The organism is Streptomyces sp. SJL17-4, assembly GCF_036826855.1.
GTDB lineage: Bacteria > Actinomycetota > Actinomycetes > Streptomycetales > Streptomycetaceae > Streptomyces.
Genome location: NZ_CP104578.1, coordinates 104,601 through 124,274, shown reverse-complemented (window position 1 = coordinate 124,274; position 19,674 = coordinate 104,601). Strand labels below are relative to the sequence as shown.

At 73.9% G+C, this 19,674-nt stretch carries 17 protein-coding genes; 2 read left to right on the top strand and 15 right to left on the bottom strand.

All coding sequences use genetic code 11. The annotated features are described in order from the left end of the window. Nucleotide 1: 1 nt before the first annotated feature. The 7 genes from N5875_RS00580 to N5875_RS00550 all read right to left on the bottom strand — a co-directional run bounded on the left by N5875_RS00580 (nt 2) and on the right by N5875_RS00550 (nt 7,172). Complete coding sequence (locus N5875_RS00580) at nt 2-595, bottom strand: phage tail protein (RefSeq protein ID WP_318210220.1); 594 nt, start codon at nt 593-595, stop codon at nt 2-4. After that, nucleotides 592-2,580, bottom strand: a complete 1,989-nt coding sequence (locus N5875_RS00575; protein WP_318210219.1) for a putative baseplate assembly protein — start codon at nt 2,578-2,580, stop codon at nt 592-594. The genes N5875_RS00580 and N5875_RS00575 overlap by 4 nt, the downstream gene beginning before the upstream one ends. 10 nt (nt 2,581-2,590) lie before the next feature. Further along, nucleotides 2,591-2,989: a GPW/gp25 family protein gene (locus N5875_RS00570; protein WP_030317086.1), complete on the bottom strand. Its 399-nt coding sequence runs from the start codon at nt 2,987-2,989 to the stop codon at nt 2,591-2,593. A 48-nt stretch (nt 2,990-3,037) separates the two neighbouring features. Next, nucleotides 3,038-4,852, bottom strand: coding sequence for a VgrG-related protein (locus N5875_RS00565; protein WP_338491070.1), 1,815 nt, complete (start codon nt 4,850-4,852; stop codon nt 3,038-3,040). Next, nucleotides 4,849-5,589 (bottom strand): LysM peptidoglycan-binding domain-containing protein, encoded by a 741-nt coding sequence (locus N5875_RS00560; RefSeq protein WP_318210217.1) that lies wholly within the window; start codon nt 5,587-5,589, stop codon nt 4,849-4,851. Before N5875_RS00560 ends, N5875_RS00565 begins: the two co-directional genes overlap by 4 nt. Before the next feature lies 1 nt (nt 5,590). After that, the gene (locus N5875_RS00555; protein ID WP_318210216.1) at nt 5,591-6,028 is read right to left on the bottom strand and encodes a phage tail protein; all 438 of its coding nucleotides are present in this window, start codon (nt 6,026-6,028) and stop codon (nt 5,591-5,593) included. Between the two features lie 73 nt (nt 6,029-6,101). Further along, nucleotides 6,102-7,172, bottom strand: coding sequence for a hypothetical protein (locus tag N5875_RS00550; protein WP_338491067.1), 1,071 nt, complete (start codon nt 7,170-7,172; stop codon nt 6,102-6,104). A gap of 508 nt (nt 7,173-7,680) precedes the next feature. Here N5875_RS00550 and N5875_RS00545 point away from each other — a divergent pair. Continuing rightward, nucleotides 7,681-7,896, top strand: a complete 216-nt coding sequence (locus N5875_RS00545) for a hypothetical protein (RefSeq protein WP_338491065.1) — start codon at nt 7,681-7,683, stop codon at nt 7,894-7,896. 1,154 nt (nt 7,897-9,050) lie between these two features. Here the strand turns inward: N5875_RS00545 and N5875_RS00540 are convergent. The 4 genes from N5875_RS00540 to N5875_RS00525 form a co-directional block, all read right to left on the bottom strand. Beyond that, nucleotides 9,051-9,203, bottom strand: a complete 153-nt coding sequence (locus tag N5875_RS00540) for a DUF6760 family protein (RefSeq protein WP_167346856.1) — start codon at nt 9,201-9,203, stop codon at nt 9,051-9,053. Next, nucleotides 9,200-9,619, bottom strand: a complete 420-nt coding sequence (locus N5875_RS00535; RefSeq protein ID WP_318212507.1) for a hypothetical protein — start codon at nt 9,617-9,619, stop codon at nt 9,200-9,202. The genes N5875_RS00540 and N5875_RS00535 overlap by 4 nt, the downstream gene beginning before the upstream one ends. Beyond that, a complete protein-coding gene (locus N5875_RS00530) occupies nt 9,619-10,062 on the bottom strand; it encodes a phage tail protein (protein WP_055604137.1) in 444 nt (147 codons plus the stop codon). Before N5875_RS00530 ends, N5875_RS00535 begins: the two co-directional genes overlap by 1 nt. A gap of 121 nt (nt 10,063-10,183) precedes the next feature. After that, complete coding sequence (locus N5875_RS00525; RefSeq protein ID WP_318212506.1) at nt 10,184-11,770, bottom strand: phage tail sheath subtilisin-like domain-containing protein; 1,587 nt, start codon at nt 11,768-11,770, stop codon at nt 10,184-10,186. Between the two features lie 323 nt (nt 11,771-12,093). Here N5875_RS00525 and N5875_RS00520 point away from each other — a divergent pair, with 323 nt between their 5' ends. Beyond that, complete coding sequence (locus N5875_RS00520; protein ID WP_338491055.1) at nt 12,094-13,749, top strand: hydrolase; 1,656 nt, start codon at nt 12,094-12,096, stop codon at nt 13,747-13,749. 92 nt (nt 13,750-13,841) lie between these two features. Here the strand turns inward: N5875_RS00520 and N5875_RS00515 are convergent, their stop codons facing one another. The 4 genes from N5875_RS00515 to N5875_RS00500 all read right to left on the bottom strand — a co-directional run bounded on the left by N5875_RS00515 (nt 13,842) and on the right by N5875_RS00500 (nt 19,672). After that, nucleotides 13,842-15,890: an ATP-binding protein gene (locus N5875_RS00515; protein ID WP_338491054.1), complete on the bottom strand. Its 2,049-nt coding sequence runs from the start codon at nt 15,888-15,890 to the stop codon at nt 13,842-13,844. Continuing rightward, nucleotides 15,887-16,645 carry a DUF4255 domain-containing protein gene (locus tag N5875_RS00510; protein WP_338491052.1) on the bottom strand — a complete coding sequence of 253 codons (759 nt, stop codon included), beginning with the start codon at nt 16,643-16,645 and terminating at the stop codon, nt 15,887-15,889. The genes N5875_RS00515 and N5875_RS00510 overlap by 4 nt, the downstream gene beginning before the upstream one ends. After that, a complete protein-coding gene (locus N5875_RS00505; RefSeq protein WP_318212502.1) occupies nt 16,645-17,295 on the bottom strand; it encodes a response regulator transcription factor in 651 nt (216 codons plus the stop codon). Before N5875_RS00505 ends, N5875_RS00510 begins: the two co-directional genes overlap by 1 nt. 247 nt (nt 17,296-17,542) lie before the next feature. Further along, nucleotides 17,543-19,672: an FUSC family protein gene (locus N5875_RS00500; protein WP_338491050.1), complete on the bottom strand. Its 2,130-nt coding sequence runs from the start codon at nt 19,670-19,672 to the stop codon at nt 17,543-17,545. Nucleotides 19,673-19,674 lie beyond the last annotated feature (2 nt).

The following is a 19,674-nucleotide window of genomic DNA, read 5'->3' as shown; positions in this document are numbered from 1 at the left end:
GTCAAGCTCCTTCGGATGGACGGGAAGAGGTCGCCGAGGACGGCGGGGAGATCGTCACCGCGACCGTGAACGGCAGATGCGCGGGACGGGCCGCGGCCACGACCGCGCGCAGCCGGTGCGGATCCACGGCGGCCGGGTCGGCGACCCGGAGAACCACGTGCAGCCCGGCCACCGGCGCCCCGGGGAACGGTCCCAGCGGCGCCGCCGACCAGCTCGCACCCCCGCTCTCGGTGATCTCCGGAGGCACGCCGAAGGCGAGCCGCACCGCCGCCGCGAGACCCTGCCGGGTGCCGCGCACCCGGTGCAGCGCCACGGCCGAGGCGACCGCGTGCCGGCGGAGCGGCAGCGGCTCGTCGCCGCCCAGCTCGGCCCCGACCCAGGTCGCGAGGTAGTCCACGAAATCGGCGGGGGCCAGCGCGGGCGAGAAGTACGCCTCAAGGGAGTCGAGGACGGTGAAGAGCGGAGCGAGGACGACGTCCAGGCCGGACACGAACCGCTGCCCGAAGTCGTCCTCCGCGTAGACGGCGGGCAGCGCCGCCCCCAGCGGGTACGGGGTCGCGAGGCCCGGCACCGTACCCCGCGCGGACCCGCTCACCGCGCCTCGATCACACGGACACGATGGTCGAACGGGAAGAGCAGCGCGGACGGCGCCAGCTCGATCCGGTCCGTCGTGTCACCCCGGCGGCCGGTCAGCGGATCCGCCGGATGCAGCAGGACCTCGTCCACCAGCTCCACGCCCGGTACCCGCTGGAGCGCCGCGAAGACCTCACCGGCCCGCAGCGGGCGCCCGAACGGCCACCCCGCGCCGTGCGCCCCACCCGTCAGCGGGTCCAGATACGCGTACAACGCGTCGAGGGCCTCGGCCCGTACGCGCTCCGCCTCGGCCGCCCGGAAGGAGTGCAGCGTCGCCACCACCGTCACCCCCTGGTAGAACGGCGGCCCGACAGCCAGCCGCGTGCCCAGCGGGCGCCGCTCGTCGAGGAAGCCCGTCACCCGGGACAGCAGCTCCTCGCCCGGCACGAGCTGCTCGAACCGCAGCCGGCCGCCCCGGTCCGGTACGGCCTGCGGCACGACCAGGACCCGGACCGCGTTGTCGCCCGCCTCCGCGGCGTCCGCCGCCAGGCAGGAGATCCGCGCCGCCTCGGGCGCCGCGCGGCGCGCCAGCTCCTCGTAGTCCCGGGCGGTGACGGCCCGTTCCTGCGCACGGAGGCTGATCGGCGCACGGGACTTGGCCTCCTCGACGGTCTCCCCGTCCACCCCGCCCCGCGCCGCCTCGCGGTTCTCCACGCGCGCGATGTACGGGATGGAACTGCGCAGGACGGTGATCGTCGAGCGGGCCACATTCCCCGCCCGGCCGCCCCCGGTGCCGTACCGGACCGCCCGGATCGCCGCCCCCTTCGGCGGAACCGCCCCGAACTGCCGCAGCGTGCCGTCCGGTTGACGTACGCACGGCCCGAAGGCGATCTCGCCGGTGGTCGCGTCGAGGGTGACGTGCCGGTCACCGGGGCGCGAGGAGGCGAAGTCGCGGACGACGGTCCACTCCTGCCAGCCCGCCTCGGGGTCCTCCTCGTCGACGCCGCTGTCCGCCCGCTCGGCGACCTGGAGCAGCAGCGGCGGCCGGTCCACGACCGGCGCGTGCGCCAGTCGCAGCCGCTGCGCCGGCACGCCCTCGGACTCGCCGAGCTGCTCGTTCCGCACCGCCTCGGCGTGCGCCGCGCGGACCGTCCCGCCGATGGTGAACGCCCCGGCCGCCCGTACCGTCGGCGACTCGCTGTACGAGGGGAGACCCGCGGCGGCCTCGACGACCCGGCAGCGGACCCAGCCCGCCTCGTGCCCGCCGAGACGCGAGACCGCGTGCCCGGACGGCATGTGCAGCACCACCTCACCCGGGCGGTTGAGCCCGCCCGTGCTGTCCTCGTCGACCTCGCACACGACCCAGCCCTCGGCCCCGGTCCACGCCTCCCACACCAGCGGCGGCCTGCGCGGGTCCACACCGACGCCGTCCACCCGGCTGTCCAGGTCGAGGACGAGCACACAGTCCGGCACCGCCGCCGAGAGACCGAGCAGCAGCAGATCACCGACGCGCGGCAGGGGAGAGAAAGCCGGTACGTCCTCACCGCCGAGAAGATCCTGCGAGCGGTCCTCGGGCGCCCCACCCGCCTCCTGGCGCAGGAGGTGCGTCAACGAGCAGGGCACGACGGTCAGATCGGCGGCCGTCGCGAAGACGACCGCCTCCTCCGTCTCCGTACGCCCGGTGGACACCTCCGTGCCCGTGGGCAGCACCACCGGCTCCGGCTGCGGCGCCGAGAGCCGGAAGGTGATGTCGGCGCGGGCCGCCGCGGGAGGGAACAGCGTCACCCCGAGCAGGTCCAGGAACGCCAGATGGTTCTTCTCCGGGACCCGGTTGAGGCGGTAGACGAGCTGGTCCGCCATGTGCGCGACCGCCTCGACCAGGGTGACGCCCGGGTCCGAGACGTTGTGGTCGGTCCACTCGGGGCACGCCTGCTGGATGTAGCGCTTGGCGTCGTCGACGAACTGCTGGAAGCGACGGTCGTCGAGATGGGGTGCGGGCAGGGCCATGGTGGCTCTTTCAGTCCTCGGAGGGGATGACGTAGAAGGGGAAGACGAGGTTGCGCGGGTTGTTGGCGCCGCGCACCCGGTACCGGATGTCGATGAAGAGGGTGGTCGGCTCCCCTGGCGCGGGGGAGACCGTGACCTCCTCCACGTCGATGCGCGGCTCCCAGCGGTCGAGCGAGGACATCACCTCGTAGCGGACCCGGCCCATCGTCGAGTCGTTGACCGGAGCGAACACCAACTCATGTACCGCGCAACCGAATTCGGGCCGCATGGGCCGCTCGCCCGGCGCGGTGGCGAGGACGAGCCGCATCGACTCCTCGATCTCCCGGTCGCGCCGGACGAGCGCGATGGAACCGCTCGGGCCGGTCCGCAGCGGGAAGGCCCAGCCCGCACCGACGAAGTGCTCACTCAAGGGAAGATCCTCCTCTGGATTCCACGGGACGGGACGGCGGGAGCGCCGTCAGAACGGCAGGCTCGCCTTGAGCGGGTTGGGCAACGGCGGGGTCATCGTGATGAGGGCCGGCGCGTTGACCACGGCCTCGGTGAGAGCCGAGACCTTGAACTTCGTCCCGGCCTTGATGTTCACGCCGAGCCCCGCGTCGAGCGTGATTCGCCCCGTCGCCGAGAGCGTGAGATCCGCCCCCGACTCGACCGTGACCCCCCGGGCCCCCGAAATGGTGACCGTCCCGTCGCTGGCGATCGTCAGGGTGGTGCGCGCCTCGTTCAGCTCGACGCTCAGTCCGCCCTTCGCGGTCCGCAGCCGGATGCCGTGCGAGGCACGCGTCCGGCCGCCCTCCTCGCGCAGCTCCACGGTGTGACCGGTACGGGACGTCAGGGCACGCCACTGGACGCGCCCGCTCGTCGGGTCGACGGGCGGCACCCGGTCGGTCGCCGGGGTGTGCTTGTCGACGCCGTTGTACAACCCCGCCAGGACGTACGGGTGTTCAAGGGAACCCCGGTCGAAGGCGCACAGCACCTCGTCGTCCACCTCGGGCAGCATGAGGCCGCCGCCCCCGCGCCCGCCGAGCTGGGCGACCCGGCACCAGCCGCTCTCGTACGTCGCCGACAGCCACGGGAACCGCAGCCTGACCCGGCCGAGCGAGAGCGGGTCCTTGGTGTTGGTGACCAGCGCGACCGCGACACCGGGCATCGGCGGCGCGGCCTCCCCGCCGCCGGAAGCCGTCCCGTACAGCGACCGGAACTGCCGGCCGGACACGGTCAGCCAAGTCGCGAACTGCCGTCCGGACGCGAAGACATGACGGACACCGGTGGCGGTGTACCGCCCCTCGAACGGGAAGCCGGCGCCCTTCACGGCCACCGGCTGCCCCGGCTTCAGCGCCGGATTGCCGGTGACGGCGACCTCCAGCTCCGCGAACGACCCGGTGACGTCGTCGGCGAGCGCCGTCGCCGCCTGCGTCACCTCCGACTGGGTCGTGAACGGCGTGTCGGTCGCGGCGAGTTCGGCCGGACCGAACGGCGCGGAGAGCTGCGCCGGGGTGATGTCGGAGACGATCTCCTTGCTCGCGACGGCGGGCGTCGGCGAGGACAACGCCTGCTTGGTAAGGGGATCCCAGCCCCGCACGTCGACCTTCCCGACCTGCCCGGCGGCGGTCACGGACACCCGGCTCTGCAGCGTGTTGCTCCCGAAGTCCAGGACGTACGGGCTGGCCGCCGCCGGCGTGGTGTCGGCGGGCGCCGAGGAGGCCGGGGGCAGCGCGGCGAACACGAGCCGGCCGGCCGGGTCGAGCGACAGCCGGACGTCGTTCTCCCGGGCGAGCCGGGACAGGAAGTCCCAGTCGGTGATGTTGGGCTGGGTGGCCAGCTCGTACACCGTCGGCGTCGCGTCGACCTTGCCGAGCGGGATCCGGTTGAGCGCGGCGAGCTTCCGGACGATGTCGGAGGCCGTCATGTTCGGATAGCCCTCGACGCGTCGGCTGCGCAGCAGACGGTGGCCGGGGTCGTAGCCGCGCACGATCAGATACCGGCCGTGACCGGGGGCCGCATCCACCTCGACGGCCGTGACCTCGCCGGTGAGCATGGGCTCGCCGAGCTTCCCGTCGGTGAAGGGGGACAGCACCGCCATGGCGCCGACCTTGAGGAACGGGAACTTCGTGGTGAGGGTGCCGTCCTTGTCGCTGAACGTCAGCTGGAACGCGGACGGGACGTTGACGCTCGCGTCCACCCAGCCCTCGGTGAGGCGGACCGCGAGCGGGTCCGGCAGCGGCGTGCCGTCGAGCTGCACGTGGAGGACGGTGGTGAAGGTCTTCTCGCTCATGAGGCGCCCTCGGTCTCCGGCGTTTCGGTGGTGGACGGGAGCAGCAGTTCGGTGCCGGGGCGCAGCCGCATCGGGTCGTCGATGCGGTTCGCCTCCGCGATGACCCGCCAGCGGGTCGCGTCGCCGTACTCGCGCCAGGCGAGGGAGGCGAGGGAGTCCCCGGCGACCGTCCGGTGCACCCGGCGGGCCGACAGGGCGCCGGACGTCGGGTTCTGCTTCTTGGTCGCGCTGGAGATCTCGGTGAGGGAGAGCGAACACGTCGCCCGGATCGGGATGCCGCTGGGGCTGAAGAGGGTGTACGTCGCCGACACGGAGGTCACGTACGCGACGAACTGCACCGTCGAGAACGAACCCCAGGAGAACTGCACCCACGGCGGCGACGGCGCCTTCGCGGCGATGCTCTGTTGGGTCACCTCGCAACAGGACAGCAGAAGCTCCACCTGCTGCTGCACGTCGTTCGACGACGGGTCGCCCGAACGGTCCAGGAAGACCTCCAGCTGGAGCTGGGCCGGCTCGCTGCCGGTGAACTTGGGCGGCGCGCCCCGGTCGTACGCGACGGCCTGCTCGGTGAACCAGTGGGCGGACCGGCTCAGTTGGAGCTGATCCGGGTTGAACTCGAACTTCACCTCGCCGAGCCTCCCGCCGTACGAGCTCGACAGATCGGTCGGCGGCTGGTGGATGGCGAGCGAGGCGCGGGAGAGGCCGCTGGCCGTCGACCCGCCGAAGAACGGGGCCATCTCAGGCGCCTCCCGCATCGGTGAAGCCGTGGTGCGCGATCTCCAGGGTCTCCGTCGCCACGGCCGGGCTGCTCGGGTCGAGGGTCGGCCCCGTCCACCGCACCGGCAGCACCTCGACCAGGCCCCACTGCGCCACCACCGACCCGTCGGCACGCAGCGCCGCGATCTGCGCGGTCGGACGGGTGATCCCCGTGGCGAGCGACGAGATCCAGGCGGCGACGTTCGCGGTCTCGGGGGTGAGCGGGCGGGTGAGCCGGATGGTGGAGAAGGTGACGCGGGTGGGCAACTGCCAGACGAAGCCGTTGTTGCCCCCCTCCCGGCGCTGCTCCACCTCCACCTCGGAGGAGAGACCGTCGCAGCTGTTGAACACGCCGAGGTCCTCGCCGTCGATGGTGAGCTTGAAGAAGACGGTGGATGCGGGGTCCGGCTGCTGGGGCATGGTGGCGGTCTCTCGGATCGGCGCGTTCAGTGGTGGTGGTGGCGGCGGTGGCGGGGGGTGGGGCGGGTCCCGGTCATCGGCCGTGGTCGCGGAGGCGGCCCACCCGCTCGCGGTCGGCACGGAGCTCGGCGCGGAGGAGCCGCGACAGGGGGGTGACGAGGCGGCGGGCCAACTCGTCGAGCTGGGTGGGTGATTCGGGGTCGGCCTGGCCCGGGGCGGCGGTGCGCTGCACGGAGGGCGAGGACGAGGGCGAGGATGGGGAGGGCGCGGTCCGGGTGACCGTGGTGGCGGCGCGTGGCGCGTGCGGGGCGGGAACGGGGGCTGCCGAGGCCCGCTGGACCGGGGCGGGGGTGACCACGGGCATGGCCGGCGAGGGCGCGCGCGTGGCTGACGGGGGCGCCTCGGCGGCGGTCTGACGCTGGACGACCACCGGCCGGGCGACGGGCCGCGCGGCGGACGGCCGGGCGAGGGGGACGACGGGACGCGGGGAGCCCTGGGGGGCGGCCCCGCCGCTGCGGGGCGGAGCGGCGGCCGTGCGCTGAACGGCCGGGGCGGGGGCGGCGGTCGGCGTGACGAGAGGAACGGCGGCGGTCGGGGAGGGCGCGGGTGCGGGCTGCTGGGGGCCGGGCGCGGGCGTGCTCGCGGTGTTCGGCAGGCTCGGGGTGAGAGGCCGCGCAGTGGCGAGCGGACGCACGGCCCGCCGCTGGACGCGGGGCGCGGTGGCGCGGGGGAGGTCGGTGACGGTGACGACGGGCGGGACCGGCAGGACAGGTGGGATGGGCGGGTGTGTGGGTGCGGTGACGGAGGTGCGCGGGCCGGCGGCCACCGTCGAGGCGGGCGAGTCGGTGGAAGGCTGAGGCCGTGGCGCGGCCGTGGCGCGCTGGACCGGGGGAGGAGTCGACGGGTCGGGCGCGGCGCCGTGAGGCAGGGCGGCGGTCGAGGGCGCGGTCGGCGCGGTCGGCACGTTCACGACGGGTGGTTCGGGGGCGGGCGACGGCTGGTTCCGGTACGCGGTCGCCCGCTGCACGGGCGCGGGCGCGGACGCGGACGCGGCCGACGCCGGGGCGGGGGTGGCCGCCCGACGGGGCTCCTGCGACGGCAACGGGGTGCTCGTGAGGGGGCCCACCTGCGGGGGAGCGGGCACGACGGGGATTCCCGGGGCGGGTGACGCCTTGGCCTGCGCAGACGTCTCCGAGGGCACGGCCGTGCGCGTGATCGGCGCACCGATCGGAGACCGTCGCGGCACCGGGTTCGCACGCGATACCGGCGCGTCGGTGGTGGCGCGCTGAACCGGGGCGCCGAGTCCGGGCCGGGTCGGGGGAGTCGGCGGGGTCGTCGGGCTCACGGGGGCGCTGGCGGACGCCCGTACGGCCGGGGGCGCCGGGAGCGTCGGAGCCGCCGGGCCTGACTGGGACACCGGTGAGGTGGGGCGTACAGGGGCGGCTTGACCTGTGGGTACGCGGGCGTCCGGGGCGGCCGGGGATACGGAACCGGGCGCGGGTGCCGCACCCGCCGGGGGGACGGACGTGACGGGCGTCCGGGTCGCTGGAGCCGACGGAGTCAGGGGGCCTGCGGGGGAGGCGGAACGGGCGACGCTTCGGGCCACTGGAGTTGCCGGAGTAGTGGGGTGCGCCGAGGCGGTGGATCCGGTCGTGGGTCCCTGCGCCGCAGGACCGGCGGGCGCGGCGGAACGGGCGACGCTTCGGGCCACCGGAGTCGCGGGGCGCGCCGAGGCGGTGGATCCGGTCGTGGGTCGCGGCGCCGCAGGACCGGTGGGCGCGGCGGGGGAGGCGGGACCGGCCTTCGACGCCGGAGCCGTGGGACTGGCGGGCGCGGCTGCCGACGTCCGAGGCGGAGGACTCGCCTGAGGCGCCGGCACAGCCTGCGGTACCGGCACAGCCTGAGCCGCCGAGGCCGGCGGAGCCACGGACGTCGGCGGAGCCACCGGCGGCGTGGACGCCGTCGTGTTCCAGTCGGCTCCCGGGGCGCGCCGCGAGCGGCGTACGGGAGGGCGGCGCTGCACCGGAGTGCCGGGCGTGAGGCCGGGAGTCCCGGGCCCGCCGGGGGAAGCGGGACCCGGGACGTTCTGGGGCCGACCGGCAGCCGAAGGCTCCGGTGCGGCGGTGACGGGCGCATCCGTGGAAGGCGCCCCGTTCTCCGGCGTACGGGCAGGGGCGGCCGCCCGCTGGACGGACGCCGTGCCGGGCCCGGCCACGCCCCCGGGGCGGGCGGCACCGGCCGGAGCCAGCTGCCGCGGCGGCTGAGCGGGCCGAGCGGAGACCAGCGGCGAGCGCCGAACGGGCGTGGGCCGTACGGGGCTTGGCCGCGCGGAACCGGCGGACGGTTGCGTGATACCGGCCGCACCGACCTGGGGCGTGGACGCCGGAACAACCCGGTCATCCGTCCCACTGCGGGCCACGGCGGCACGCTGGACGGCGGTATGCGGCGAGCGAGGCGCGTTCCCGGCCTCGCGTGCCGTGCCGCCACCCCGTACCGGAGCGGCCGCAGCCTCCTCCCGTACGGGACGAGGCGTCGGCGCGGGCCGATCGACCGGCGGTGTCGCGGGCGCACGCTGAACAGCCGAAGCCGTCCCCGCCCCCGAAGCCGTCGCCGACCCCGTACCCGCCACCGGCAACCGCAGCCCCGGCAGCTCCGCCCCCTCGGAGTGCGCCGCGGACTCCCGTGCCACAGGCGCAGGCACAGCCCGTACCGCGTCGAGCATGACGCCGCCCGGTGCGTCCGGCACCGCCCCGTGGCCCAGGTCGCTCTGGAAGGAGGGGTTCCAGTGGGTCGCGAGCGACGCGGAGAAACCGTACTCCGCGACGGTCCGCGGACCCGAGGCCAGGACCCGCTGCACGGGCGGCAACGCCCGCCACGCATCCCCCGAGGCCGCGGGCGCGACGTACGCGGCGCTCTCCTCACGTATACCGGATTCCACGCCCCGAGCGTTCCGCGTCCGCGCCGCCCGCCACTTCTCGAACATTCCCACAGTCCCCTCCAACCTCCTTTCCCTGTCCCGCCGTTACGCCTGAGACCGCTCCACCAGCGACGCCACCTGGGCCACGTACCTCCGCCGGTCCGCGTGTTCCAGATCGAGGATGTCGTCCATGCCCCAGTGGAAATGGAAGGCGAGGTACGCGGTCTCCTCCTCGATCCGGTCGGCCGCGTACGTCACGATTCCCCCAGGCGGCTCCCGGCCAGCTCCACCTCGAAGGACTCCTCGCAGTGCGGGCACGCGACGGCGGCCCTGGTGTGGCCCTCCGCGTTGATCTGCCGGTAGAAGTCCTGGAGGAACGCCAGGTCGGAGGCGAACATGTTCTCCACCGTCCCGTCGTGGACCGACGGGAGCGTGCCGAGCCGGGTGATGACCCGGCCGAGCAGCACCACGGACAGGTACGCCGGGTTCTCGCGGACCCGGATGTCGCGCAGCGGGAGCAGCTCGTCCCGGGCCGTGGCCAGCCGCATCGCCCCGCTGCGGTGCACGGTGCCCGACTCGTCGACGAACCCGCGCGGCAGCTCGAACTCGAACTCCGTCCGGAGCGGCTCCTGTTGGCGGCCCTGCTGGGTGCCCGCCGATCCCTCGCGTCGCATCAGCCGAGCGTCAGCTCTTCGAAGGTGATGGTGACCTGCTCGGTCAGGGCCGCGGCGTCGCCGGCCTTCGTCGCGCTCAACTCCACCTTGGTGCACCAGGCGTTGCGCAGGTTGTACCGCTTGACCTCGGTGAGCTGGTAGTCCAGGAAGATGATGGACGCGTCCTTGCGGGCCGCGCCCATGTCGCCGGCGATGGAGGACGTGATCCACTCGGTGAAGGCGGCGGACTGGGTGGCACCACGGGTCACCGTGCACTCACCGGCCTTCTTCACGCCGGGGAGCTTCTTGATGATCGGCTTGCCGTCCGCCGATACCTGCTGGAACTCGATGACGTCCTGCTCCATCGAGAGACCGCTGATCTCCTGCAGGGTCTCGACCATGACGCCGTCGATCTGCAGGCCGAAATTGTGGGTGGTGAGGGCGTCACCGGTGTCGAGGGACATGGGGGTTCACTCCTGTTCGAGGGGGATCCGCGCGCGGCAGGCGCACGGACCCAGATCGGAAGGCCGGGGCGTCGAGCGGCACGGCGGGCGTGGAGGGGAGAAGGGGGAGAAGGGGGGAGGACTACTCCTCCAGCTCGCCCCCGCCGCCCTGGATCTGCGCGAGCCGGAAGACCACGAACTCGGCGGGCTTCACCGGGGCGATGCCGATCTCACAGACCACACGGCCGAGGTCGACGGACTCCGGCGGGTTGGTCTCCGCGTCGCACTTCACGTAGAAGGCGTCCTCGGCGCGCTGGCCGAAGAGCGCGCCCTGGCGCCACTCGTTGACGAGGAAGGCCGAGATGTTGCGGCGGATGCGGGCCCACAGCGACGGGTCGTTGGGCTCGAAGACGACCCACTGCGTCCCGACGAGGATGGACTCCTCGAGGTAGTTGAAGTAGCGGCGCACGTTCAGGTAGCGCCAGGCCGGGTCGGAGGCCAGCGTCCGCGCGCCCCACACCCGGATGCCGCGGCCGGGGAAGGCGCGGATGCAGTTGACGCCGATCGGGTTGAGCAGGTCCTGCTCACCGCGCGTGATCTGGAGTTCCAGGTCGACCGCACCGCGCACGATCTCGTTGGCGGGGGCCTTGTGGACACCGCGCTCGGCGTCGTTGCGCGCCCACACGCCGGCCATGTGGCCGGACGGCGGAACCACCCGCGTCTGGCCGCTCGCCGGGTCGAAGGCCTTGATCCACGGGTAGTAGAGGGCCGCGTACGGCGAGTCGTAACCGGCGATCTCCTGGCGCCACTTGCGGATGTCGCGGGCGTTGAGCGACGGCGGCGGGTCGAGGATCGCCATCCGGTCGCCCATCAGCTCGCAGTGCGCGATGAGACCGATCTGGACGGCCTTGACCTGCTCCAGGTCGATGAGCCCCTGCTGGTAGGCGGCCATCAGGTCGGGCACGGCGACCATGTTGATCTCGTCGTACGCCTCCAGGCCGCCGAAGCCGGTGCGGTCGGCGGAGTCGCCGATGAACTGCCCGGACTCCAGGGCGGCGGCGACATCGGCGCCCGCGTCGACCTGCCCCGGTATCCGCGCGGGCGGGGCGAGGGTCACGGCCTGCGCGTCGGGCCTGGCGAGCTGCCCCGCGGCCGCGGCCTCCTCCAGGACGATCGTCTTGGAACGCTGCTTGACCTGCGCGACCACATAGTTGCGGGCGCTCTTCTTGGCGGAGGCGTCGAAGCTCTCGACGACCTTCTCGCCGTCCTTGACGACCAGCTTGAAGCGTTCGGCCTCGCCCTCGACGTCCTGCACCTCGACGGTCAGCGCACCGCCGGCCTCGGAGCCGGCCGTGATCGCGGCGACCTTGAAGGTGCCGAGCGCGACGGCCTCACCGGCCACGAGCTGCGGCGCGGCGGCCGTGGCGGCGGCCGATCCGACGGCCCGCGTGGCGCCCTGCGCGTCGCCACCGCCGACGCGCACGACGTATGCGGCGGTGCCGCCGTTGTTGAAGAACCCGTACACGGAGTGGGCGAGGTAGTACCCGTCCGTGAAGTCACCGAACGACGCCACGTACTGGGACCAGTTGGTGACGAGCACGGGCTCGTTGAGCGGTCCGACGGGCGCGAGCCCGACGAACGCGGCGACAGAGGTTCCGAGGCCCTCGATGGGACGGGAGCCGCTGGCGACTTCCTCGACGTAGACGCCGGGGGACAGGTACGTGGGCATGGTGCGGGTTCTCCTCGGAGAGCGTGGTTCTGCGGAATGCGGTGGCTCTGCGATGTCCGACTCTCGTCGAACCGCTCCGGGCAGAGCAGGGGAGAAGGGGCGCTCATGAGGGCAGCGCCCGTTGCCCTCGCGTACATCGCGCACCCGACGCCCGACCCGGGTCTCGTACGCCCGGGAACCCGGCCCCGGCCACCGCGGCACCCGCATCCCGGCCACCGCAGGACCCGCGCCGCGGCCGACGGGCTGCCGGGGCACGCTACGCTGCCCCCGGGCAGGGACTTTCGGGCAGCCGGGCACCCCACCCGCTCCCTTAACGTTCGCCCATGACCATGTGGACCTCTCTGGACCCGGCCGAGGTGACCGTCGAGCCCGGAGCACGGGCCGGCGCCCGACTGCGGGTGCGGAACACCGGCGACACCGTCGAGGAATACCGCCTCTCCCTCGTCGGCAAACCCTCGGGCTGGTCCCGGGTAGAGCCGGACGTGCTCCGCCTCTACCCGGGCAGCGAGGGGACCGCCGAGATCTCCTTCGCCCCGCCCCGCTCCTCGGACGTGGAGGCCGGGCCTCTCGCGTACGGCATCCGTGTCGACCCCCGGGAGAACTCGGGCGCCCGCGACGTCGTGGAGGGCCGGCTGACCATCACGCCCTTCACCGAGACGCGCGCCGAACTGCTGCCGCCCGCTCTGCTCGGCCGCTTCCGCGGGCGGGCCCGGATAGCCGTGGACAACCTCGGCAACACCCCGCTGACCGCCTCCCTCGTGGCGCGCGACGAGGCGAACCGGCTCACCTTCGACGTACGGCCGAACGCCGTGCAGATCGCCCCCGGCCGCGCCGCCTTCGGTGAACTCGTGGTGCGGCCCCAGGCCGTGCGATGGACCGGCGCCGAGGAATCGCACCGCTTCACCGTCGCCGTCCGACGGGCCGGCGACGACACCGCCCTCGACCTCGACGCCACCTTCGACCAGCGCCCCGTCTTCGGGAACTGGCTCGTCGTGGCGGGCGGACTCCTGCTGACGGCCGTGATCGCGTTCGTCGTGCTCTGGTTCTCCTTCTCTCCGAAGGTGGTCAGCGCGGCGAAGGATCTCCGGGCGACGAACGCGCCCCGGCCCGCGCCGCAGGGCACCGGCGACGCGCTCCCCGAAGCCCCGCCTCCGCCCGGTGCGACCGGAGGCCCCACCCCCGGCGGGAAGTCGCCCGGTGCCCTGCCGCCCCTGACGGACGGGGGGCCGGGCGGCGGGGACGGCGGGGGCGGCGGCCCCGGTGGCGAGGGACCGACCGAGGGCGGCGCACCCGGCGGTGGCGACGGTGGTGGAGGCGGCGGTGGTGCCGACCCGACCGAGGGCGGTCAGGACCCCGGTGACGGTGGCGGTGGCGGGGACCAGCCGCCGCCGCCCCCGCCGGCCCAGCAGCCCACCCTGCCGCCGTGGCGCCTCGGCTACCCGAAGGACCTCGTCGTCGAATTCGCCCAGGAACGCCTCGCGAGCCTGGGGGGAAGCAACCCCTGCACGCTCAAGCCGGGTTGGACCCCGGGCGTGATCGACACACGGACCCGCGCCTCCCTCGCCTGCTACCAGAACGCCGTCGTCGACGACGGACGCGAGAACGGCAGGAACTCCGCCGCGATCTTCGACACGGACGAGGTGGGCGAGCTCGGCCGGGCGACCCTCACCTCCCTGTGGGCCCAGCGCATCACACCCGACTCGGTGAAGAGCGGCGCCAACACCATGCAGACCACCCAGCTGATGGCGGCCTTCTGGTGGGCGTACAACCGCGAATCCGACACCAAGGACCTCGAAAAGGCGCGCTGGTACGCACAGGCAGGCATCGACTACCTGCGCTCGGACAAGGAGACGCTCGCCCGGTACAACAGCAGCGTCGCCGACCACATACGCGAGTACCAGGCGGCCGTAGGCCTGCCCCCGACCGGTACGGCCGACTGGAACACGATCCGCAAGATGGTCGGCGGTAGCGTCATGTGAGCCGACCGGCACGTAAGCCGACGGGCGAGGAGAGGGGGCCACCCACACGGGTGGCCCCCTCTCCTCGCCCACGGCACCCGGCGCCCGCCCCGCTACGGAGCCCAGGGCGCCCGCCCCTCCAGGACCAGTCGCCCCGCCTTCCGGTACTCGCGCCGCGCCCCCGCCCGTACGTCCTCGCCCGTGACCGCCGAGCCACGGGCCGCCGCAAGGTATCCGGCCGTCACCGCGGCCGACCGGATCGCGCCGCCGGCCAGCTCGAACTCCTTGGCGCAGCGCGCGATCTCCTCCGCCACGTCCTCCGCCCTCGGGGTGCCCGCCAGGCAGGAGTGCCAGAGCGAGACGCGCTGTTCGGCGTCGGGGAACGGAAAGTCCACGACCACATCGAGCCGGCGCGTGAACGCGTCGTCGATGTTAGCCCGGAGATTCGTGGTGAGCACCGCGATCCCGTCGAACGCCTCAAGACGCTGCAGCAGATACGCGCTCTCCAGGTTCGCGTACCGGTCGTGCGAGCTCTTCACCTCCGACCGCTTGCCGAACACCGCGTCCGCCTCGTCGAAGAGCAGCACACAGTCCGTGCGGTCCACTTCGACGAAGATCCGCTCCAGGTTCTTCTCGGTCTCGCCGACGTACTTGTCGACCACCGACGAGAGGTCCACCACATAGAGATCCAGGCCCAGTTCACCCGCCACCACCTCGGCGCCGAGCGTCTTTCCGGTGCCCGACTCCCCGGCGAACAGCGCCACGACACCGCGCCCGCGCCCGCCACCGGTGCGCAGCCGCCACTCGCCGAGCACCCGGTCCCGGTGGCGGGCCCGCGCGGTCAGCTCGTGCAGCAGGCCCAGGGGCTCCTCGGGCAGGACGAGATCGGCGAAACCGACCGCCGGCCGGATCCGGCGGGCATGGCTGTCGAGCAGAGGCGCGGAGAGCAGCCGGGCACTGTGCTGCACCTGCGCCAGGGTCGGCGCGGTGCCCTCGAAGGCGGCGAGCGCCCGCGCCGTACGGGCCGCCCGGCGGATCTGATCGCGGCTGAGACGGTACGCCGCCGTGGCCTCGGCCACATCGAAGTCGCCCTCCAGCGGACCGAGTTCACACTGCCACAGATCGGCGGTGCCGAGCGCTCCGCCCGGCGCTTCGAGGGCCAGCAGCTCCGCGTCCGGTGCCCAGCCGGGGTCCGGCGCGTCGGCACCGGCGAGGACCACCGTCGTACCGGACGAGGCGAGCGCACGCACCAGCGGCCCCGGCCGTTGAGGCAGCGGCTCGACGACCACGGCGGCTCCGCGCAGCCGTGCCTCGCGCAGCACCGCCCGCGCCACCACGGCGTCGACGCACTCCGGCCGGTACCGCAGGACCGGCCGTCCGGCCCCGAGGAGTGCCGCCACGACCGCGTCGGTGGCGGCCCCCGGCACCCGCTCCCGCAGATGTACGGTGACCGGCCCTGCGGCGGCGACCCGCGCACCCAGCGGCGTGGTCACGACGTCCGACTCCGCACCGGCGGGGGACGGCATCAGCAACTCCACGCCGACACCCGACAGGAGGGAATCCATCCGGGCGTCGGCACCCAGCAGGTGCGCCACCACCCGCTCGGGAACGCGCAGCGCCCGCCCGGGGAGCGGCCGGTCCTCGTCCTCGACGTCGAGCAGGCCTCCGGAGCGAAGCGGCGCGCCCGGATGGAAGCGGTCACGTGCGACAGGGTCGAAGGGGCCGGTACCCGCGAGGTCCAGGGTGAGCCCGATCGTGGCGCGGCGCCGCCCGACATCGTCGTTGAGGTACCCGTACAGCGCCTCGAAGCCCCGGTCCACATCGGGCGCGAGCGCCACCAGCAGGATGTGGGCGTCGAGCGGGGACAGCCCGAAGGCCCGCGCGAGCGCGCAGAGCCGATCGCCCCCGCGGAGGTCCGGCAACGGGAGATCGACTTCGTGTGCCTCGTGCATCCCGTGCGTCTCGTGCGCCTCGTGGCCGACCGGACCCGCGGCGATCCGGCGTACGGCCCCCTCGGAGAGGTACAGCCCGCGCAGCGGATCACCGGCCGTGGGGTCGCCGGCACTCCGTGCGTCGACGAACGCGCCGACCCGCGCCCGCAGGACGGCGAGCCGGTCGAGCAGCGGGGAGCCGGAGCCGGGTACGGTCCGGGGGGCGCTCATTCCCCGGCCCCGTCCTGCGAGCCGCAGGCACCACTGCCGTTCTCCAGGGCTTCCAGGGCCTCCAATGCCTCAAGCGCCGCCAAGCGCTCCTCGGCCTCCTCGGGCTCCCCGGTCACCTTGCGTGTCCGGGCCTGCGGGGTCACCTTGGCCGCGCCCTGACGCCGTATCATCCGGGGCCTGGACGCGGCAGGCACCCCGGCGACACCGCGTACGACGATCTCCCCCTCGGTGACCGGCGGAGCCACCTCGTACACCGGGGTCACCGGGAACGGCGTGGTGATCACGACGTCGAGCGAGGGCTTGAGCTCACCGCCGAGCGCGGACCAGATGTCGGCGAGCGAGCGCGACTCGGCGGGCGGGACCGCGACGGAGATCGGCAGCGAGGTGGTGATCGAGCGCACCGACTCGGGCACCGCGTCCTCGGGCAGCACCTCGTGCGGAAGCAGCAGCGCCATCGCCCCCGACAGCAGCCGGTGCTCGTCCTCGGGCCGGGAGGTCCAGGCGGTCACCAGGTACGAGAGCCGGAACCAGCGCGGCGGTAGGCGCTTGCGCGTCACGACGCCCTGGGCGTCCCACTCGGCCTGGGCGCCGCGCTCCCGCCGGGCCACGTCCTCCCGGATGTCGTACAGATAGGCGTTCAGGGTCGGGGCGTTGCGGCGGGCCGCCCACTCACGGGTCGGCGCGTCGAAGGCGACATCGCCCTCGACGGCGGGCGTGAGCAGTCGGCGCAGTGCCTCGTCGATCTCATGGAGCATCAGATGTAGCCTTCGCGGAGCGCGTACGCGACGGCATGCGCCCGGTTGGTGAGCTGCAGGCGTGTCATCAGCGCGTGCAGAATGTTCTTGACGGTCCGTTCGGAATAGGCGAGTTTCTCGCTGATCTGCCGGGTGTCGAGCCCCTCGGCGAGCAGCCTGAGGACGTCCACCTCGCGCGGCGCCATCCCGAAGAGCGGCGCCGCCCCTCCGGTGGCCGCGCCCGCCGTCGTCGCCCGCTGCAGGCGCCCCACCTGGTTCAGCAGCCGGCTGACGAGGTCCGGCGGGAGCTCGCCCTCACCGCGCGCCGCGCTGTGCACGGCGCTCAACAGCCGTTGCTCGGTGGCCTGATGACGCCAGATGATGGCCCGTACCCCGTACTCGACGACGGCCAGCAGGTCGGGCTCGCGCAGCTCGCGCGCGACGAGCACGACACGCTGGTCCCTTCCGCGCAGCAGGCGCCGCAGTTCGGCCGTGGTGGGATCGTCGATCCGCTCCGCGAGCATCACCGCGACCGCCGGGGCGTCCCGGCACACCTCGTCCTGGTCAGGAACGACGTCGACGGTCGGCTGGTGCCTCAGGTGGCTGATGAGCCCGGCCCGACTGAGTGGATCGGATGCGTGGACGGTCACCGTCACCCGCTTGGTGAGCACTTCCGCTACCTGCTCTTTCTCACTCGCCTCGACCGCCAGTGCGCGGCCGCATGGTGAGCTCCCCGTGGTCTTCTGATTGCTGGTCTGCTGTGGTGGTGCTGTCCGTGGCCGGCGCGCCGGCCACGGTGGTACCTCCCAGGTTCCCGTGCGCCACTCACGTCCCGCTGCCGCCGTACTAACGCCCCGCTGTCGTCCTCCAGGACCGGTGCGATCCGCCCCTGACCAGCCAATCCTTATGTGGCGCACCTCACTTGTGGTCGCCCGTGATCCGCTCCACGTCCGTCATCAGTGAATCCAGCCACTCCGCGGCCGCGTAGTACGGCCGAGGAGCCCCCGGCGGCTCGGCGTCGAAGTCGGCGAAGGCACGTGCGCCGACGGCGACCGGTGTGCCGGGCGTGTCGCCGCCGGGGTCCAGTCGGGCGGAGACCAGCAGCATGCCCGCCGCCACCCGGTCGCCGATCCGGGTGACCGCCTCGGCCGGCTCCGGGGACAGCGGCGGGACGACGGTCGCCTCGGGCGGTACGAGCAGCCGGCCCGCGCCCCACAGGGTGTGATGGCCGGACATCAGGGCGGCCTGCCAGTCCTGGCGGTCGTCCGGCGCGTCCAGCTCCTTCGGCTCGCTCCGGTACTGCGCGTACGCCGATTCCGCCATGATCAGGGCGTGCTGCAGCGACCGATGGCCCGGCGGGACGGCCACCGGGGCACGCGCCCCGCCGGCCGCGAGCTGCGAGGTCGTGGCCACCACGGTCTCCGCCGCGCTGCGGAGCATCGTCGCCACCGACCGCCGCAACTCGTCGTGGGCGCCCCGGGGCCAGGCGAGCAGCCCGAACACGGCGCCGACCGCGCTGCCCGCGAGCACGTCGAGGAGCCGGAACTCGGCGAGCCGCCAGGTCGCGGGGGCCAGCTGGGCGAAGACCAGGGCGATGACCATCGTGAACATCGCCTGGGCCCACCCCACTCCCTTCACCGGCCCGAGCGTGAAGGCCACCAGCATCAGCGGGGGCAGCGCGGCGGCGTACACCGTCGTGTCCGTCCCGACCAGGGCGAGCAGCGCGGCCACGACGAGCGCCCCCACGAGGGTTCCGGTGAGCGCCATCCGCACCGTGCTCCTCGTCTCCCGCGCCGTCGTACGGGTCAGGGTGAGCGTGGCGAGGAGCATCCAGAATCCGTGCGGCAGCGTGTCGAGGCCCGCGATCGTCCGCGCCGCCGCGAGCGCCAGCGCGATGCGCACCGCGTTCTGGAAGAACACCGACCGCTGCCCCGCATGCCCCGAAAGACGCCGCCACCACAGCTGGGGCGCCCGCATCCGCGCGTACCAGAACCGCCCCGGTGCCGCCGCCGGGGCATCCCTGCCCCGGACGGCGATCTCCGCCGCCGTGGACAGCGCCAGCGCGGCGTCGGCCACCTCGAGGACGGCCGCGTGGCGGCGCAGCGCGGCGGGCGTGGCACCCGGCTCGGCGCCCGCGGCCACGGCCCGACGGGCCTCCTGGAGCCGGGAGCGGGCGTCTCCGGAGCTCTCCCGGCCGCGCAGCAGGGAGGCGGTCTCCAGACACGCGGCCCGCACCGCGCGCAGCACCCCGGGCCCCATGCCCGCAGGGTCGCCGGAGAGCGGCGGAATCGTCGTCAGCCGCCCCAGCAGGGTGCGGGCGGCCAGACCGGTATGAGCCAGCGCCCGGGCCCTGACGCCCGGACCCGCGGGCCGTTCCGCCTCCGGCACCCGTGAGGACCGGAGTCCGCCGCTCACCTCCCGGGCGGTTCGCAGCGCGGTCTCGCCGAGCGTGTACGGAGCGGAGGCCAGCTCGCCGGCGCAGCGCCCCGCGTGGTCGGCGGCCCGGGCGGCCAGTTCGCGGTAGGGGACGCCCGGCGTGCGATCGGGCAGCAGGAACGCCTCGGCGAGGATCAGCAGGGCCAGGCCGACCGTCGCTCCCACCAGCCGTTCGCCGAGCGACCCGGGGGCGTAGGGCGGGAAGGACGGCAGGATGTACATCAGTTGCAGCCCCGGAGCGGCGCCGGCCGGCCGCGGCCCTCCCACGGCCGTGAAGGCCAGCACGAACCCGACGACCAGCATGCCGAGGACCGCACTCCACGTCCGTACGGACAGGTAGGTGCCGATCGTGATGAGTGCCCAGCAGGCGGGCACCACGGGCACCAGCGTCGCGGCGCGCTGCCGTCCGGTGCCGGGGATGTGCGAAAGGCCCGCCATCGCGACGGCGGCGAAGAGCGCGTACGTGGCGGCGACGGCCGAGTCGAAGCCGTACAGGAAGAGGTAGAAACCGGCGGTGCCGGCGAGCGTGACGCGCACCGACCGCCGTACGGCCGCCGCGTACACGGGCGGGAGCCGGGCCTTCGGCCGCCGCGCCCCGGGAGTGCCACCCATAT

Coding starts and splice junctions, on each gene's coding strand:
- N5875_RS00575 (WP_318210219.1), bottom strand. CDS start 2,580: ATGGCCCTGCCCGCACCCCATCTCGACGACCGTCGCTTCCAGCAGTTC.
- N5875_RS00565 (WP_338491070.1), bottom strand. CDS start 4,852: ATGAGCGAGAAGACCTTCACCACCGTCCTCCACGTGCAGCTCGACGGC.
- N5875_RS00560 (WP_318210217.1), bottom strand. CDS start 5,589: ATGGCCCCGTTCTTCGGCGGGTCGACGGCCAGCGGCCTCTCCCGCGCC.
- N5875_RS00555 (WP_318210216.1), bottom strand. CDS start 6,028: ATGCCCCAGCAGCCGGACCCCGCATCCACCGTCTTCTTCAAGCTCACC.
- N5875_RS00535 (WP_318212507.1), bottom strand. CDS start 9,619: ATGCGACGCGAGGGATCGGCGGGCACCCAGCAGGGCCGCCAACAGGAG.
- N5875_RS00530 (WP_055604137.1), bottom strand. CDS start 10,062: ATGTCCCTCGACACCGGTGACGCCCTCACCACCCACAATTTCGGCCTG.
- N5875_RS00525 (WP_318212506.1), bottom strand. CDS start 11,770: ATGCCCACGTACCTGTCCCCCGGCGTCTACGTCGAGGAAGTCGCCAGC.
- N5875_RS00520 (WP_338491055.1), top strand. CDS start 12,094: ATGACCATGTGGACCTCTCTGGACCCGGCCGAGGTGACCGTCGAGCCC.
- N5875_RS00515 (WP_338491054.1), bottom strand. CDS start 15,890: ATGAGCGCCCCCCGGACCGTACCCGGCTCCGGCTCCCCGCTGCTCGAC.
- N5875_RS00510 (WP_338491052.1), bottom strand. CDS start 16,645: ATGCTCCATGAGATCGACGAGGCACTGCGCCGACTGCTCACGCCCGCC.
- N5875_RS00500 (WP_338491050.1), bottom strand. CDS start 19,672: ATGGGTGGCACTCCCGGGGCGCGGCGGCCGAAGGCCCGGCTCCCGCCC.